The organism is Bacillus cereus (assembly GCF_002567495.1).
GTDB lineage: Bacteria > Bacillota > Bacilli > Bacillales > Bacillaceae_G > Bacillus_A > Bacillus_A cereus_AQ.
Genome location: NZ_NVAP01000046.1, coordinates 66,477 through 83,434 on the forward strand (window position 1 = coordinate 66,477; position 16,958 = coordinate 83,434).

Genomic DNA, 16,958 nt, shown 5'->3' on the forward strand with positions numbered 1-16,958 from the left:
TTGAGCTTTTCTAGTTGAATTTACTTATGTAACGGATTTTTATTTTCATCTAAAGTAAACCCTTCACCAATAACATCGTGTACATCACTTACAGCAACGAAGGCATGAGGATCTACAGAAGTAATAATATTTTTTAATTTCACGATTTCATTTTTAGCAACAACGCAATACAATACGTTCCGTTCCACTTTTGTATAGGATCCAACAGCTTTTAAAAAGGTTGCTCCGCGCTCCATTTCGGATAAAATTTTTGCGGCAATCTCGTCGTTTTTATCTGAAATAATAGTTGCCCCTTTAGCGGCATAGGCCCCTTCTTGCATGAAATCAATGACTTTAGCCCCGATAAAAACAGCAACTAGCGTATACATGCCCTCGCGGTAGGATAAATAGGTAAGAATAGAGATGATAATGACGATAGCATCAAACATAAACATTGTTTTACCCATACTCCAGCCGACATATTTGTGAGCTAGTCGTGCGATAATATCCACACCGCCAGTAGTCCCGCCGTATTTAAATATAATGCCAAGACCAATACCGATAAATGCGCCAGCGAATAAAGCCGCGAGTGTCATATCATTTTGCAAGTTTAAATGTAGGTTGAGAACTTCGTAACGTTGAAAAATCCATAGAAATAAAGATACGCTAAAGGTGCCGATTAATGTATATAAAAACGTCGTTCTTCCAAGTAACTTCCAACCGATAAAAAATATCGGGATATTTAAAAGTAAATTTGAGTAGGAAGGATCAAACGAAAATAGAAAATATAATAATAGTGTAATACCAGTAAATCCACCCTCTGCAAGATGGTTTTCAATATTGATATTCACAATACCGAAAGAAAAAATAGCGGAACCGATTAAAATGAAAATGATATTTCGAATTCTCAAATTTGATGTCATATAGAAATCCCCCTAATTATGTAATGATTGCATTGCTCCGCTGAAACGGTACAACATAATGGTAAGTTATTTCTAGTTGTTAGTAAAAAACGTAAGAGCCCGATTGGTTCGGGCTGATCTTTTGCGAAAAGCGTGCAAAAGAAAGTGTCACTTTCCCCCGCTCAAACGGCTGGTAGAGGGTAAAACAATGAAGAAAGGTCGAACCAGCCGTAAGAGCCCGATTGGTTCCACTAATCTTTTGCGAAAAGCGCGCAAAAGAAAGTGTCACTTTATTATAGTCTATCCAAAAACGAGAGGTAAATAGTGATAGGAGAGAATAATATTTGTCAAATCGCGATGAATTGGCTAACATGAAAGAGGAAGGATTAGAGGTGAATAGTATGGAAGCAAAAACGATGAAAGATATGCAGAAAGAAGTAGATGCATATATTGGTCAGTTTAAAGAAGGTTATTTCAGTCCGCTTGCAATGATGGCTCGTTTAACGGAAGAAATGGGGGAGCTTGCAAGAGAGGTAAATCATTATTATGGTGAGAAACCGAAGAAAACGACTGAAAAAGAAAATAGTATTGAAGAAGAGCTTGGAGATGTATTATTTGTTATGATTTGTATGGCAAATAGTTTAAATATTGATTTAGAGACAGCACATAACATTGTAATGAATAAATTTAATACACGTGATAAAGATCGCTGGACACGTATTGATGAGGGAGAGAAAGAATAATGAAAGAAATTAAAGTAATTATCGCTGGACCAAGAGGACGTATGGGGCATGAAGCAGTCCTTCTTATGGAAAGAACGGAACATTTTAATTTAGTAGCAGCAGTAGATTATAAGCATGGTGGAGAGAAGATTTCTGATTTACCTGGCATGCCAGCGTTACATACGCCGATTTACGCTGATTTACATACTTGTTTAGATGAAGTAGAAGCAGATGTGTTGTTAGATTTAACAACACCAGAAGTAGGGAAACAACACGTTACACTTGCAGTTGAGCGTGGACTTCGTTCTGTTATTGGTACAACTGGATTTACAGAAGAAGAATTGAAACGTTTAACAGAGAATGCAAAAGAAAAAGAAGTAGGAACAATTATCGCTCCAAACTTTGCAATTGGTGCAGTTCTTATGATGAAATTCTCACAAATGGCAGCGAAATATTTCCAAGATGTTGAAGTAATTGAATTGCATCATGATCAAAAATTAGATGCGCCATCTGGTACAGCTGTAAAAACGGTAGAATTAATTCGTCAAAATCGTGAATCAAAGCAGCAAGGTCATCCGAATGAAGTAGAGCAACTAGCAGGTGCACGTGGTGCAAATGTAGATGGTATTCACATTCATAGTGTACGTTTGCCAGGGCTTATTGCACACCAAGAAGTAATGTTTGGTGGAGATGGACAAATGTTAACAGTTCGTCATGATTCATTCAATCGTGCATCATTTATGTCAGGTGTAAAACTATCAATTGAGACAGTAATGAACCTGGATCATCTTGTGTACGGTTTAGAAAATATTATCGACTAAAGGGGAGACAACGGATGAAAATTGCCTTAATCGCACATGACAAAAAGAAAGATGATATGGTTTCGTTTGCATACGCATATAAACCAATTTTTGAACAACATGAATTATTTGCAACAGGAACGACAGGGCTTCGTATTATGGAAGCGACTGGCTTAGTTGTAACAAGATATCAATCGGGCCCTCTTGGTGGAGATCAAGAAATTGGTGCAATGATTGCAAAAAACGATTTAGATATGGTGATTTTCTTCCGCGATCCATTAACAGCACAGCCGCATGAACCGGATGTGAATGCATTGCTTCGTTTATGTGATGTATATGCGATTCCACTTGCAACGAATATGGCAAGTGCTGAAATGTTAATGCACGCATTAGAGCGAGGAGACTTAGATTATCGCAAGTTAAGAAAATGAGGGGAACAATTATGAGTGGATTACATATATTAGCGTTTGGTGCTCATGCCGATGATGTTGAAATCGGCATGGCTGGTACCATTGCTAAATATACGAAGCAAGGGTATGAAGTAGGTATTTGTGATTTAACAGAAGCTGATCTTTCTTCCAATGGAACGATAGAGTTGAGAAAAGAAGAAGCAGAGGCTGCAGCTCGTATAATGGGAGTAAAAACGAGACTGAATTTAGCGATGCCAGACCGTGGTTTGTATATGAAAGAAGAGTATATACGTGAAATTGTAAAGGTGATTCGTACATATAAACCAAAACTAGTTTTTGCACCATATTATGAAGATCGCCATCCAGATCATGCAAATTGTGCAAAGCTTGTGGAAGAGGCTATTTTTTCAGCAGGAATCCGTAAATTTATGCCAGAACTTCCGCCACATCGTGTGGAATCTTTTTATAATTATATGATTAATGGTTTTCATAAACCGAATTTTTGTATAGATATTAGTGAGTACCTTTCTATAAAAGTGGAAGCATTAGAAGCGTATGAAAGTCAGTTTTCAACAGGGAGTGATGGTGTTAAGACGCCGTTAACAGAAGGGTACGTTGAAACTGTGGTCGCTCGTGAGAAGATGTTTGGGAAAGAAGTTGGAGTCTTGTATGCCGAAGGATTTATGAGCAAGAAACCGGTTTTATTACATGCTGATTTAATAGGGGGATGTAAATGAAATTAAAAATAGGTATTACATGTTACCCTTCTGTAGGTGGTTCTGGAGTTGTTGGAACAGAATTAGGAAAGCAATTGGCGGAACGAGGGCATGAAATTCATTTTATTACATCGGGTTTACCATTTCGATTAAATAAAGTGTATCCAAACATTTATTTTCATGAAGTGACGGTGAATCAATACTCTGTATTTCAATATCCACCATACGATTTAGCGTTAGCGAGTAAAATGGCGGAGGTTGCCCAAAGAGAAAACCTTGATATTTTACATGTGCATTACGCCATACCACATGCAATTTGTGCTTATTTAGCAAAACAAATGATTGGGGAGCGTATTAAAATTGTTACAACCTTGCATGGAACAGATATTACTGTGTTAGGTTCCGATCCTTCGCTAAATAATTTAATTCGTTTTGGTATTGAGCAGTCTGATGTTGTTACTGCTGTCTCGCATTCATTAATTGACGAAACGCATGAGCTTGTAAAACCAAGTAAAGAAATTCAAACGGTATATAACTTTATAGACGAACGTGTATATTTCAAGCGTAATATGTCTCAATTAAAGAAAGAATACGGTATAAGTGAGAGTGAAAAAGTACTTATTCATATTTCGAATTTCCGTAAAGTGAAACGTGTGCAGGATGTTGTTCAGGCATTTGCTAAAATTGTTAAAGAAGTAGATGCGAAGTTGCTTCTTGTTGGAGACGGACCAGAATTCTGTACGATTTTACAGATAGTGAAGAATTTACATATTGAAGATCGCGTTTTATTCCTAGGGAAGCAAGATAATGTTGCAGAACTACTTGCGATGAGTGATTTAATGTTGCTTTTATCAGAGAAGGAAAGTTTTGGTCTTGTTTTATTAGAAGCAATGGCGTGTGGTGTACCTTGTATCGGAACACGGGTTGGAGGTATTCCAGAGGTTATTCAACATGGTGAAACAGGATATTTATGTGAAGTTGGCGATACAACAGGAGTGGCAAATCAAGCCATTCAGCTATTAAAGGATGAGGAACTTCACCGTAATATGGGAGAACGAGCAAGAGAAAGTGTTTATGAGCAGTTCCGCTCAGAAAAAATCGTTTCACAATATGAAGCAATTTACTATGACGTACTAAGGGATGACAAAAATGAAAAGATTTAAAAAAGCTAGTTCTATTATTGAGACATTAAAGCAACAAGGACATGAGGCTTACTTTGTTGGTGGGAGCGTACGAGATCTTATTATCGATCGGCCGATTGGAGATATTGATATTGCGACATCTGCTTTGCCAGAAGAAGTGATGGCTATATTCCCAAGGCATGTTCCTGTTGGTCTTGAGCATGGAACTGTAATTGTTGTAGAAAATGGTGAGCCTTATGAGGTAACCACTTTTCGAACAGAAAGCGAATATGAAGATTTTCGAAGACCTAGTAGTGTTCAATTTGTTCGTTCATTAGAAGAGGATTTAAAACGTCGTGATTTTACGATGAATGCGATTGCTATGACAGAAGAAGGCGAAATGGTTGATTTATTTGCTGGGCAGGAAGCCATTCAACAGAGAGAAATTGTGACAGTTGGAAATGCTGCAGATCGTTTTCAAGAAGATGCCCTGCGAATGATGCGCGGTATTCGTTTTGTAAGCACGTTAGGTTTTTCTTTAGAAACGAAAACGAAGCAAGCGATTGAAACGTATGGGCATTTGCTGGAACATATAGCAATTGAGCGCATTACAGTAGAGTTTGAGAAACTGTTAACTGGTACATATTGTGTGAAAGGTCTCAAAGAATTAGTAGAGACGAGGTTATTTTCTCATTTGCCATATTTACAAATGTCAGAAGAGAGACTGTTAAAAGCTACGCAGTATAAATGGGATTCTTTTGAAACGGATATTGAGGCGTGGGCATTTTTCTTATATTGTATCGGAGAAGAACATCCATCTGTCTTTTTACGTCAATGGAAGTTTTCGAATAAAAAAATAAAAGATATTGTTGCAGTTTTATTGACAATCCGTACTAGAAAGGAGAAGGATTGGGATACAGTCCTTCTTTATAAAACGGGAATTCAAATCGCTGAAATGGCAGAAAGAGTATATGAGGCGATGATTGAAAGCTATGACCCTACAGCTGTTAAACGAGTACAATCAATGTTTCATGCATTGCCAATCAAGGGTCGTCAAGAAATGAATGTGACTGGGAATGATCTATTAAACTGGGCAAACAAAAAGCCTGGTCCGTGGGTTGCTGAAATGCTTCAGAAAATCGAGGAAGCAATCGTACAAGGAAATGTAGTTAATGAGAAAGAGCGTATAAGGGAGTGGCTGCAAGGATGCAATCTACTATAAGAAAGCAGTTGTTGCAAGTTTTTTCTGAAGCGGATGGTGAGTTTGTATCTGGCCAAACGATTAGTGATAAACTTGGTTGTTCAAGAACCGCTGTGTGGAAACATATGGAGGATCTCCGAAATGAGGGATATGAACTTGAAGCTGTGCGTCGATTAGGTTACCGAATTGCAAGTAAGCCAGACAAAGTGACTGGGAATGAAATTCAGTTAGGGCTACAAACGAAGCGAATTGGTAGGACAGTGTATTTTGAAGAAACTGTTGAATCAACGCAGCACATTGCAGCAAAACTTGCTTATGAAGGTGCAGAAGAAGGAACTATCGTTGTAGCAGAAGAACAAACAGCGGGAAGAGGTCGTTTAAGCAGAAAATGGCATTCACCAAAGGGAACAGGAATTTGGATGAGTATTATTTTACGTCCATCGATCCCGGTTCATCATGCACCACAACTTACTTTGTTAGCGGCTGTCAGTGTTGCACAGGCAATTGAAAAATGTACAGGTGTAAACGTAGGAATAAAATGGCCGAATGATATTTTAATCCAAGGCAAAAAGGCTGTAGGTATATTAACAGAAATGCAAGCGGATCCTGATAAAATTAATGCTGTCATTATGGGAATCGGTATTAATGCAAATCAAAAGCAAGAGCATTTTGACGAAGAAATTCAGCACATTGCTACTTCATTAGCGATTGAATCAGGTAAGCCGATTGTTCGTGCAGAACTTATGCAACAAATCTATTTACAACTAGAAAAATTATATGAAGAGTATTTACAAAATGGTTTCTCTGTCATTAAAATTCTTTGGGAAAGTTACGCTGTGAGTATCGGGAAAGAAATTACCGCTCGAACGATGAGAGAGGCAATTACGGGGTTAGCAAAAGGAATTACAGAGGATGGTGTATTGCTTCTGGAGGATCATGAAGGAAAAGTACATCATATTCATTCTGCGGATATCGAAATTAAGTAAAAGAAGTTCCTCTTTTGGAACTTCTTTTTATTTCAATATTTTTGAGTTGGATTGGTAACATGATAATAAATTCTTTTCATATTTAAAGGTCATTTCAAAATATTGTCCGTCTAGCTGGCCTTGCATGTTATTTGACGATTACTTTTCCTTCCATTCCTTTAAGGAGATGGTACCGACAGATTAATTCATATGTACCAGTATTGTTAGGTTTCACGGTAATACTTTTTTCTGTTCCTGACTCGACTACGACGTCAATACCGAGTTTCTTCACTGTAAAGGTGTGCTCGTTTTTACCTTTATTTTTCAATAGTAATGTTGTTGATTCTTCAATTGGAATCGTGATGACATTTGGATTAAAGTAATCATCATTTAGTTCAACCTCAATCACTTTCGTTAAATCGGTAGGTTGTGTTACGACATTAACTGATGCAAATACATGGAAGGATCCTAAAGACATCCACCATACAATCATGACAAGCAAACTGCTGAACCGAAATAACCACTTGTTCATCGACATCTGCAATTCTCCTTTGCTAAGTACTTTTCTTCAATTAACCTGCATCATTAGTTTAAGAGTTATACTATACATGTAAACAAAACTACTTATTTTTCTATGATTGAGTTATTTATAAAAAATTTATAGCATATACATTTTAAAGTTAAATTTCACATACCGAAATGAAAGTGAAAAATTATTTTTTCAAAAAAATGTAGTAATTTCTTTTTGTAGTTTGCTATAATTAGTTCGAATGTGGGCAGTATCAGAGTGAACTGCACCATGATTCGAAGCAGTATGAAAAATAATAACTTGGATTCTGCCTTGATCCAATAACGGACTGGGACAGAGGGATGAATAATGCCGACTAACACACAACCCTTCTGCCCTTTTATGGCCAGAGGGGTTTTTTTATATGATTTCGGCCATCTCCTCTCTCCTGCATAAAGGAGGAGTAGTTTTTGAAAACAAAAACAGATTTTTTGAAGATGAAAGAGCAAGGTGAGCCGATTACAATGCTAACGGCGTATGATTATCCATCTGCTAAGTTAGCAGAAGAAGCTGAAGTTGATATGATTCTGGTTGGAGATTCTCTTGGGATGGTTGTTCTCGGATACGATTCAACAGTACCTGTAACAGTAGAGGATATGATTCATCATACGAAAGCTGTACGCCGCGGAGCGAAAAAGACGTTTATTGTAACTGATATGCCATTTATGTCGTATCACGTATCATTACAAGAAACGATGGTGAATGCACGCCGCATCGTTCAAGAGAGCGGGGCACACGCATTGAAGGTAGAAGGTGCGGGAGAAGTTATATCAACGATTCAATATTTGACGAACGCGGGAATTCCTGTTGTAGCGCATTTAGGTTTAACCCCTCAATCTGTAGGAGTGTTGGGTGGATATAAAGTGCAAGGAAAAGATGCGGAGAGTGCAAAAAAATTAATAGAAGATGCAAAGAAATGTGAAGAAGCTGGTGCAATAGCGCTTGTGTTAGAATGTGTACCAATGCAGTTAGCAGAACTTATTTCAGAGCAACTAACAATTCCAATAATCGGGATTGGTGCAGGACAAAAAGTAGATGGGCAAGTGCTTGTTTATCATGATCTTATCTCATATGGCGTAAATCGCGTCCCGAAATTTGTGAAGCAGTATACGTCTGTTCAAGAGGAGATTGTACGCGGGATTTCTCAGTATGTTGCTGAGGTAAAGACAAGGCAATTTCCTGAAGAAAAACATTCGTTCACAATGAAAGAAGAAGACCGCTTAGCGTTATATGGGGGAAAACAATAATGAAAATCATAACTACAGTGCAAGAGATGCAGCAAATTACGAGCGAACTTCGTGCAAGTGGAAGGAGTATTGGTTTTGTTCCAACAATGGGTTATTTACATGAAGGGCATGCTACTTTATTACGTAAGGCAAGAGAAGAAAATGAAATTGTAGCTTTAAGCGTATTTGTAAACCCACTACAATTTGGCCCGAATGAAGATTTAGATCGATATCCTCGTGATATTGATAGAGATGAAAATGTGGCAAAAGAAAACGGTGTGGATTATTTATTTTATCCAAGTGTAGAAGAAATGTATCCGGCAGAACAAACGACAACAGTAGAAGTTGTGAAGCGCACGGACGTATTATGCGGCAAACAAAGACCTGGTCATTTTGCTGGTGTTGCGACTGTACTAATGAAACTATTTAATATTACGCTGCCAACGCGTGCTTATTTCGGTATGAAAGATGCGCAACAAGTTGCGGTAATTGAAGGGTTTGTAACTGATTTCAATATTCCAGTTACAATCGTACCAGTTGATATTGTAAGGGAAGAAGATGGATTAGCGAAAAGTTCTCGTAACGTGTACCTATCACAAGATGAACGTGTAGAGGCTCTTCATTTATACCGCAGTCTATGTACAGCGAAAGAAAGAATTGAGGCAGGCGAACGTAATTCGGAAATGATTACAAATCTTGTGAGAGAGTATATTGAGACATATACGAAAGGTACTGTAGATTATGCGGATTTATATGCATATCCGTCATTAACAATGGTAGAGAAAATCGAAGGACGAATTATTTTAGCTATTGCAGTTAAGTTTGAAAATGTAAGGTTAATTGACAATATAACATTAACGGTTAAATAAGGGGGAGCATCTATGTTTCGCACAATGATGAGAGCAAAGTTACATCGTGCAACTGTAACGGAGGCAAATTTAAATTATGTAGGTAGCATTACAATTGATGAAGACTTAATGGATGCAGTAAATATTGTAGAAAACGAAAAAGTTCAAATTGTAAATAATAATAATGGTGCTCGTTTAGAGACATACGTTATAAAAGGAGAGCGCGGTAGTGGTGTTGTTTGTTTAAACGGTGCGGCTGCAAGACTTGTACAACCGGGAGATAAAGTAATTATTATTTGTTATGGTTTAGTTACGGAAGAAGAGGTTCATAAACAAGAACCGAAAATTGCAGTGTTAGATGATCAGAATCAAATTATTGAAATGTTAGGCGCTGAAAAGGCAGGGACAATATTATAAAATTGGAAAGCTATCTCTATGTTAGGAGATAGCTTTTTTGTGCATCTTTTCATTAAGATGAGATAAAACGTGGTATAGTAACATTATATGAATTATTGCTGTTTGAAAGGTAAGAAATTGAGGTGTTACATATATGAGTAAGCGTTATGTCGTTGTTGATTTAGAGACGACAGGGAACTCCTGGAAAGATGGGAAAGATAAAATTACCCAAATTGCAGCTGTTGTAGTAGAAGATGGAGAGATATTGGAGATTTTTTCATCTTTTGTTAACCCGAAGAGAGAGATTCCCGTATTTATTACAGAATTAACAGGGATCGATGAAAGTCTTGTAAAACAAGCCCCGTTATTTCAAGATGTAGCCCCGATGATTGTTGAGCTATTACAAGGTGCGGCTTTCGTGGCACACAATGTTCACTTTGATTGGAATTTTTTAAATGAAGAATTAAGACAAGCTGGATATACAGAAATACATTGTCCGAAAATTGATACGGTTGAATTGGCACAAATTCTTTTGCCGACAGCTGATAGTTATAAATTACGTGATTTAGCTAAGAAGCATGAACTAGAGCATGATCAACCGCATCGTGCAGATAGTGATGCTCTTGCGACAGCAGAGTTGTTTTTACAATTTTTAAATGAAATTGAGAAATTACCACTTGTTACATTGCAATCGCTTTATGAATTAAGTGATGTTTTCCAAAGTGATATAGCTGATGTGCTTTCTGAAAATATTTTAAAGAAAGTAATGCATGGTAAAGAAGATATAGCGGAGTATGAAGTGCATCGGAATATTGCACTAAAAAAGCGGAACTATTCCTTAAGCCTTGGCGAAACATGTTCATCAAAGTTCGATGCTTTCTTGAATAAAACGATGGAAAAACTTGAATTAAATATGCCGAAGTTTGAAAGAAGAGAAAGTCAACAACTGATGATGAAAGAGATATATACGGCGTTAAGAGACTCTCGTTTTTCTCTTATTGAAGCCGGTACAGGGACGGGAAAGACCCTTGCTTATTTGCTTCCTAGTCTTTATTTTGCAAAGAGAAAAGAAGAACCTGTCATTATAAGTACACAAACGGTACAACTCCAACAACAAATATTAGAAAAAGAAATTCCGTTGTTACAAAAAATAATGCCGTTTTCATTTGAGGCAGCTCTTCTAAAAGGAAGAAAGCATTATCTTTGCTTACATAAATTTGAGTATGCTTTGCAAGAGGAAGAAAAAAATTATGATATGGCACTTACGAAGGCGAAGATTTTAGTTTGGCTATTGCAAACTGAAACGGGTGATCGAGACGAATTAAATATTCCTGAGGGCGGAAAGTTACTTTGGAATCGTATTTGTAGTGATGCGTATAGTCCAGGTGGTATGCAAAGTAATTGGTTTAGTCGTTGTTTTTATCAGCGAGCGAAGAATAAAGCTTTATTTGCAGATATCGTTATTACAAATCATGCGTTATTATTTCAAGATTTTTCAAGTGAAGAACCCCTCTTTGCTTCATGCGAACATATTATTTTTGATGAAGCTCACCATATTGAAGAAGCTGCGAGTAGAACGTTGGGTGAACAGTTCTCCTGTATGTATTTTCAATTGGTTATATCTCGTCTTGGGACGCTAGAAACAGAAGATGTACTCTCCAAAGTATATAAAATGATGAAAAAATCAGAGCAAGCATCTCGTTCAACTTTCCGTATGATAAGTTATAGTTTGAAGGAACTTAAGTTTGATGCGGATGAACTCTTCCAAATGTTACGTACTTTTATATTTAAACAAACAAAGCAAGAACAAGGAACGAATAATATGCCGCTTATCTATAGGTATAGCGCAGAATTAGAAAAAGGTAAGTTATGGGATAGTATTGTCGAATTAACAAATCGTTTTATATATGAATTAAGAAGGTTAGTCACTGCTCTTGAGAAGCAAGTGGATATATTGCAAAGTAAGTTAGAATGGGAGATGCATGTTGTAACAGGTGAATTTATGCATTTAATTGAGTTGCTGAGAAAGATGGCAGAATCATTACAGTTACTCGTATTAGAAAAGAATTCGTATGTAACTTGGATGGAGACTGAAACGAAAGGGACGATCCATTCAACAGTTCTATATGCACAGCCTGTTCATATTGGAGAAAGATTTGCTGATGAATTTTTAACAGAAAAAAAGAGTGTTATTTTTACATCCGCAACACTAACAGTTAACGATACGTTTGATTATATAAAAGAGGAACTTGGTTTACATGATTTTGCTCCAAATACTTTAAAGGTTCCGTCGCCATTTCGCTATGATGAACAAATGAAATTAATGGTTTCAACGGATGTACCTTTTATTAAGCAAGTCAGTAATGAACAATATATTAAATCTGTATCGGAACATATTGCAAAGATAGCGAAAGCCACAAAAGGCAGAATGCTCGTTCTATTCACTTCGTATGAAATGTTGAAAGAAGCGTATGCGAATTTAAAAAATAATGATGAATTAGAAGGCTATGTATTACTTACACAAAGTGTGAATAATAGAAGTCGAAGTCGCTTGATCCGTAAATTTCAGGAGTTTGACAAATCGATTTTGTTAGGAACAAGCAGTTTTTGGGAAGGGATAGATATTCCAGGAGATGCCTTGAGTTGTCTTGTTATTGTCCGTCTTCCATTCACACCTCCACATCAGCCAATGATGGAAGCGAAAGGTGAGTGGCTAAAAAATCAAGGTGAGGATGTATTCGCTAAATTAGCGCTCCCACAAGCAATATTACGTTTCAAACAAGGATTCGGCCGCTTAATTCGAACGAATACAGATACAGGAACGGTAGTAGTGTTAGATCGTCGTTTGACGAGTTCTTCCTATGGAAAACGATTTCTACAATCGATTCCTAACGTACCTCTTTATGAAGGACCATTAGAAGAATTATTAGTGCAATTAGAAGAACCATCAAATGAATAAAAATGGAAGAAAAATACGCCTGAAGTACATTTAAACTTCAGGCGTAAAAAATGTGGGTAGGAGGAATTTTATTTTTCTTACTTCTTGTATACAAAATGTATTGGTTTTCGACTTGAAACCTTTTTTTGCTGTACATGTCCTGCTATAATAGATGGGTGATGAAGCAGGGGTTGTAAAGAATGTACTCTTATTGTAACCGCATTGCGTTCTTCTATAATTAGAAATTTTTGTGTAACGGAGGAGTTTTTTCATGGAGAAGAAAATCGAAGTACTATCAACGACGCGTATTAAATATTCGTCAGATTTGTATAAAATTGTTGATAGTTTGAATCGTACGTTAAAAGAGCAGGACCTCATGTTCGGACTAGCATTAGACGAAAAAGATAAAGAAATAGCTGTATTTACGATTTACAGAACGTAGTGATACAATGAAAAAGTGGATCTTTGCAATCATTATTGTTATCGTTGCTAGCGGAATATATGGGGCGTATGTTTATAATAAAGCGATAGGAAAGAAAATTCCAAAAGAGTCGAAATTTGTAGAAATTGCTAAAGAAAAAGCAAAGCTTACAAAGGTGAAATCTGTTGATTATTACAACGGAAAATCTGCATATATAGTCGTGCAAGGTACAGATGAAAAGGGAGAACAACTTATCGTTTGGGTGCCTGAGAAAAAAGGGGATACTGTAGTAAGGAAAAAGAGCGAAGGTATTTCTGAAAAAGAGGCTATACAAAGAACAATAGAACAAATCGGCAATGAAAGTAAAGAATCAAAAAGTAAGCCGAAAGAGATTATGAAAGTGAAATTAGGCTTTGAAAATGATGTACCACTATGGGAAGTTACATATATTGATGATGACAATCGTTATAGTTATTACTATCTTGAATTTAAAGATGGAAAATTTTTAAGACGATATAGCATTGAAAAATAGATGTAGGGGGAACTACAAATGAAATTAGCAAAGCGAGTAGCTGCTTTAACACCGTCTTCAACTTTAGAAATTACAGCAAAGGCACAAGCATTAAAAGCGGAAGGTCATGATGTAATTGGATTAGGGGCAGGGGAACCTGACTTTAATACACCAGAGCATATTATGGATGCTGCACATAAAGCCATGTTAGAAGGACATACGAAGTATACACCAACGGGTGGATTACAATCATTAAAACAAGAAATTGTGAAGAAATTTACTCGCGATCAAGGTATTGCGTATGATCCATCTGAAATTATTGTATGTAATGGTGCAAAGCATGCATTATATACATTATTCCAAGTATTACTTGATGAGGGAGATGAAGTTATCATCCCAACTCCTTACTGGGTAAGCTATCCAGAGCAAGTAAAGCTTGCTGGCGGTAAGCCGGTTTATGTAGAAGGTTTAGAAGATAATGAGTACAAAATTACAGCAAAGCAGCTGCGTGAGGCAATTACAGAGAAAACGAAAGCAGTTATTATTAATTCACCGAGCAATCCAACAGGAATGATTTATAGCAAAGAAGAATTACAACAGCTTGGAGAAGTATGTTTAGAACATGATATTTTAATCGTTTCTGATGAAATTTATGAAAAATTAATTTATGGTGGCGTAGAATATACTTCAATTGCCCAGCTTTCTAATGCATTAAAAGAACAAACACTTATTATTAATGGTGTATCTAAATCTCATTCTATGACAGGATGGCGTATTGGATATGCAGCAGGAAATAAGCAGCTTATTAAAGCGATGACGAACTTAGCGAGTCATAGTACGTCAAACCCTACTTCAATCGCTCAATACGGCGCAATTGCGGCATATGCAGGCTCACAAGAACCTGTGGAAACAATGCGTCAAGCCTTTGAAGAGAGATTAAACATCATTTATGATAAATTAATTCAAATCCCTGGCTTTACTTGTATTAAACCACAAGGTGCATTTTACTTATTCCCTAATGTAAAAGAAGCTGTAGCTTTATCAGGGTATGCAACAGTTGATGATTGGGCAAAAGCTCTATTAGAAGAGGAAAAAGTGGCTCTTGTACCAGGTACAGGATTTGGGGCTCCAAATAATGTTCGTTTATCATATGCGACATCTCTTGAACAAGTAGAGAAAGCGTTAGAACGCATCCATACATTTATGAAAAGTAAAGTGCAAGCTTAATTATATACTTCATTCATGTAATATAAAAAACCTCCCTATAATGGGGAGGTTTTTTTGACGAATTGTGGTAAAAAGAAATAGCTAAAGGTGTGTTATACTAGAGAGCGAGGTGTTTGGTGATGAAAAAGAAAATGATGTTACAGTGGTTTGAGCAGGGAAGCATTGCAATTCCAAAATTGCTTATGATGCATTATAAAAAATTAGGTTTAAATGAGACGGAATTTATGGTTGTACTTCATGTACACACATTTTTAGAATCAGGTAATTCGTTTCCGACCCCTTCAGAGATTTCTGAACGGATGACGATAACGGAAATGAAATGTATGGAAGTAATTCAGGCGTTGATTCAAAAAGGTTTTTTATCACTAGAAGGTGGACAAAGATCAGGAGCGATGATGTGCGAAAGTTATTCTTTACAACCGTTATGGGAAAAAATATTACATTTCTTAATGGATGAATCAATAGAGGAAGAGCAAAAAGAGAAAAAACATTTGCAAGTAAATTTATATACAGTATTTGAAAAAGAATTTGGAAGACCACTTTCACCGTTCGAATGTGAAACGTTAGGAATGTGGGAGGACCAAGATCAACATCATCCAAATTTAATTCAAGCAGCTCTCAGAGAAGCTGTAATGAGTGGGAAACTAAATTTCCGATATATTGATCGTATTTTATTTGAGTGGAAAAAGAATGGAATTAAAACGGTGGATCAGGCTCAAAATCAAGGTCAAAAATTTAGAGCGAATCAACAAAGAACACAACAAATGACAAAGCAAGAGACGAAATTTACTGGAAAAGTGCCTTTTTATAATTGGTTGGAGCAGTAATATAGGAGGAGAAATATGCTTAACAAAACGCAAATCCGTTATTGTTTAGATACAATGGCGGATATGTATCCAGAAGCACATTGTGAATTGATTCATGATAATCCATTTGAACTTGTAATCGCAGTGGCGTTATCTGCACAATGTACAGATGTACTTGTAAATAAAGTGACAAGAAATTTATTTCAAAAATATAAAACACCAGAAGATTATTTAAGTGTTTCTCTAGAAGAATTACAACAAGATATACGCTCTATCGGATTGTATAGAAATAAAGCAAAAAATATTCAAAAATTATGCCGAATGTTATTAGATGATTATAATGGGGAAGTACCGAGCGATCGAGATGAACTTACGAAATTACCAGGTGTAGGAAGAAAAACAGCGAATGTTGTAGTTTCCGTAGCGTTTGGAATTCCGGCAATTGCTGTTGATACACATGTGGAGCGAGTGAGTAAACGATTAGCGATTTGTAGATGGAAAGACTCTGTGTTAGAAGTAGAAAAAACGTTAATGAAGAAAGTACCGATGGATGAGTGGGGAGTTACGCATCATCGTATGATTTTCTTTGGACGTTATCACTGTAAAGCACAACGACCTCAATGTGAGGAGTGCAGATTGTTAGAAGTATGTCGTGAAGGAAAGAAGCGAATGAAGGTGAAATAAAGGATGGAGCGAGTTATAGAAATACCGAAAGAATTTCACTGCTTACCATTTTTTAAAGAAAGCGTAAATTCAATTGAGTATCATACAGACGAGTCTTTTGAAGAAATAATACAAAATACTTACTTTATATTTGATATTGAAAGACAGTATGAGCCGTGGAAGGAAATTGAAAACAGTATTCCAGCAATGTTGAATGTATGGAAAAATAAGCATGAAGACATTGCTATACTGTTTCGAAATAGAAATAAGCAAGAGGCTGAGGGTCCAATGATTCTTTTTGCAGCTCACTTGTTATCGGTTGTCTATTGGCTAAATGAGCAGCCTGTTCATAGTTTGAATGAAATGCAAATCCATACGAATAAATTAAAAGTACAACCTGTTAATTTTATGGAGAGATATTCATTCATTATAAAGAAAGCGAGTAATTATCATTCTTATATTCAATTAGCGCAGTTGTATATCGAAATAGAAAAGTTATTTGTAAAGAAAATGATAACAAAAAAGAAGTCCGTTTCTC

General features: G+C 36.5%; 19 protein-coding genes. 17 read left to right on the top strand and 2 right to left on the bottom strand.

Annotated elements, in window-relative coordinates; all coding sequences use genetic code 11:
• Nucleotides 1–20: 20 nt before the first annotated feature.
• Complete coding sequence (locus tag COK05_RS22770; RefSeq protein WP_098614368.1) at nucleotides 21–902, bottom strand: YitT family protein; 882 nt, start codon at nucleotides 900–902, stop codon at nucleotides 21–23.
• A 380-nt stretch (nucleotides 903–1,282) separates the two neighbouring features.
• Between COK05_RS22770 and COK05_RS22775 the strand changes: the two genes are divergently transcribed.
• The 7 genes from COK05_RS22775 to COK05_RS22805 are packed head-to-tail and all read left to right on the top strand — an operon-like array spanning nucleotide 1,283 to nucleotide 6,837.
• The gene (locus COK05_RS22775; RefSeq protein ID WP_014894810.1) at nucleotides 1,283–1,624 is read left to right on the top strand and encodes a nucleotide pyrophosphohydrolase; all 342 of its coding nucleotides are present in this window, start codon (nucleotides 1,283–1,285) and stop codon (nucleotides 1,622–1,624) included.
• Nucleotides 1,624–2,424 (top strand): dihydrodipicolinate reductase, encoded by an 801-nt coding sequence (gene dapB, locus COK05_RS22780; RefSeq protein WP_098614369.1) that lies wholly within the window; start codon nucleotides 1,624–1,626, stop codon nucleotides 2,422–2,424. The genes COK05_RS22775 and dapB overlap by 1 nt, the downstream gene beginning before the upstream one ends.
• A gap of 14 nt (nucleotides 2,425–2,438) precedes the next feature.
• Nucleotides 2,439–2,834, top strand: a complete 396-nt coding sequence (gene mgsA / locus COK05_RS22785) for a methylglyoxal synthase (protein ID WP_000684755.1) — start codon at nucleotides 2,439–2,441, stop codon at nucleotides 2,832–2,834.
• Between the two features lie 11 nt (nucleotides 2,835–2,845).
• Complete coding sequence (gene bshB1 / locus COK05_RS22790; RefSeq protein ID WP_098614370.1) at nucleotides 2,846–3,550, top strand: bacillithiol biosynthesis deacetylase BshB1; 705 nt, start codon at nucleotides 2,846–2,848, stop codon at nucleotides 3,548–3,550.
• Entirely contained in the window at nucleotides 3,547–4,692 is a 1,146-nt protein-coding gene (bshA, locus tag COK05_RS22795) for an N-acetyl-alpha-D-glucosaminyl L-malate synthase BshA (RefSeq protein ID WP_098614371.1), read from the top strand. The genes bshB1 and bshA overlap by 4 nt, the downstream gene beginning before the upstream one ends.
• Entirely contained in the window at nucleotides 4,679–5,872 is a 1,194-nt protein-coding gene (locus COK05_RS22800; protein WP_098614372.1) for a CCA tRNA nucleotidyltransferase, read from the top strand. Before bshA ends, COK05_RS22800 begins: the two co-directional genes overlap by 14 nt.
• Nucleotides 5,857–6,837 carry a biotin--[acetyl-CoA-carboxylase] ligase gene (locus COK05_RS22805; RefSeq protein WP_098614373.1) on the top strand — a complete coding sequence of 327 codons (981 nt, stop codon included), beginning with the start codon at nucleotides 5,857–5,859 and terminating at the stop codon, nucleotides 6,835–6,837. Before COK05_RS22800 ends, COK05_RS22805 begins: the two co-directional genes overlap by 16 nt.
• Nucleotides 6,838–6,964: 127 nt before the next feature.
• Here COK05_RS22805 and COK05_RS22810 read toward each other — a convergent pair whose 3' ends face one another.
• A complete protein-coding gene (locus COK05_RS22810) occupies nucleotides 6,965–7,354 on the bottom strand; it encodes a cupredoxin domain-containing protein (protein ID WP_098614374.1) in 390 nt (129 codons plus the stop codon).
• 440 nt (nucleotides 7,355–7,794) lie between these two features.
• Here COK05_RS22810 and panB point away from each other — a divergent pair, with 440 nt between their 5' ends.
• The 10 genes from panB to COK05_RS22865 form a co-directional block, all read left to right on the top strand.
• The gene (panB, locus tag COK05_RS22820; protein WP_098614376.1) at nucleotides 7,795–8,631 is read left to right on the top strand and encodes a 3-methyl-2-oxobutanoate hydroxymethyltransferase; all 837 of its coding nucleotides are present in this window, start codon (nucleotides 7,795–7,797) and stop codon (nucleotides 8,629–8,631) included.
• Entirely contained in the window at nucleotides 8,631–9,479 is an 849-nt protein-coding gene (panC, locus tag COK05_RS22825; RefSeq protein ID WP_098614377.1) for a pantoate--beta-alanine ligase, read from the top strand. Before panB ends, panC begins: the two co-directional genes overlap by 1 nt.
• A gap of 12 nt (nucleotides 9,480–9,491) precedes the next feature.
• Nucleotides 9,492–9,875: an aspartate 1-decarboxylase gene (gene panD, locus COK05_RS22830; protein ID WP_000490187.1), complete on the top strand. Its 384-nt coding sequence runs from the start codon at nucleotides 9,492–9,494 to the stop codon at nucleotides 9,873–9,875.
• A gap of 133 nt (nucleotides 9,876–10,008) precedes the next feature.
• Nucleotides 10,009–12,813: an ATP-dependent DNA helicase DinG gene (gene dinG, locus COK05_RS22835; protein ID WP_098614378.1), complete on the top strand. Its 2,805-nt coding sequence runs from the start codon at nucleotides 10,009–10,011 to the stop codon at nucleotides 12,811–12,813.
• A 250-nt stretch (nucleotides 12,814–13,063) separates the two neighbouring features.
• The gene (locus tag COK05_RS22840) at nucleotides 13,064–13,234 is read left to right on the top strand and encodes a YpmA family protein (protein WP_006924381.1); all 171 of its coding nucleotides are present in this window, start codon (nucleotides 13,064–13,066) and stop codon (nucleotides 13,232–13,234) included.
• A gap of 7 nt (nucleotides 13,235–13,241) precedes the next feature.
• Nucleotides 13,242–13,745, top strand: coding sequence for a cell wall elongation regulator TseB-like domain-containing protein (locus COK05_RS22845; protein WP_098614379.1), 504 nt, complete (start codon nucleotides 13,242–13,244; stop codon nucleotides 13,743–13,745).
• Nucleotides 13,746–13,763: 18 nt separating this feature from the next.
• Nucleotides 13,764–14,951, top strand: a complete 1,188-nt coding sequence (aspB, locus tag COK05_RS22850) for an aspartate transaminase AspB (protein ID WP_000761571.1) — start codon at nucleotides 13,764–13,766, stop codon at nucleotides 14,949–14,951.
• A gap of 119 nt (nucleotides 14,952–15,070) precedes the next feature.
• Nucleotides 15,071–15,778: a DNA replication protein DnaD gene (gene dnaD, locus COK05_RS22855; RefSeq protein ID WP_098614380.1), complete on the top strand. Its 708-nt coding sequence runs from the start codon at nucleotides 15,071–15,073 to the stop codon at nucleotides 15,776–15,778.
• A 15-nt stretch (nucleotides 15,779–15,793) separates the two neighbouring features.
• A complete protein-coding gene (gene nth, locus COK05_RS22860) occupies nucleotides 15,794–16,441 on the top strand; it encodes an endonuclease III (protein WP_098614381.1) in 648 nt (215 codons plus the stop codon).
• Between the two features lie 3 nt (nucleotides 16,442–16,444).
• The coding region (locus COK05_RS22865; RefSeq protein ID WP_141539225.1) for a YpoC family protein at nucleotides 16,445–16,958 on the top strand (514 nt) is incomplete at its 3' end.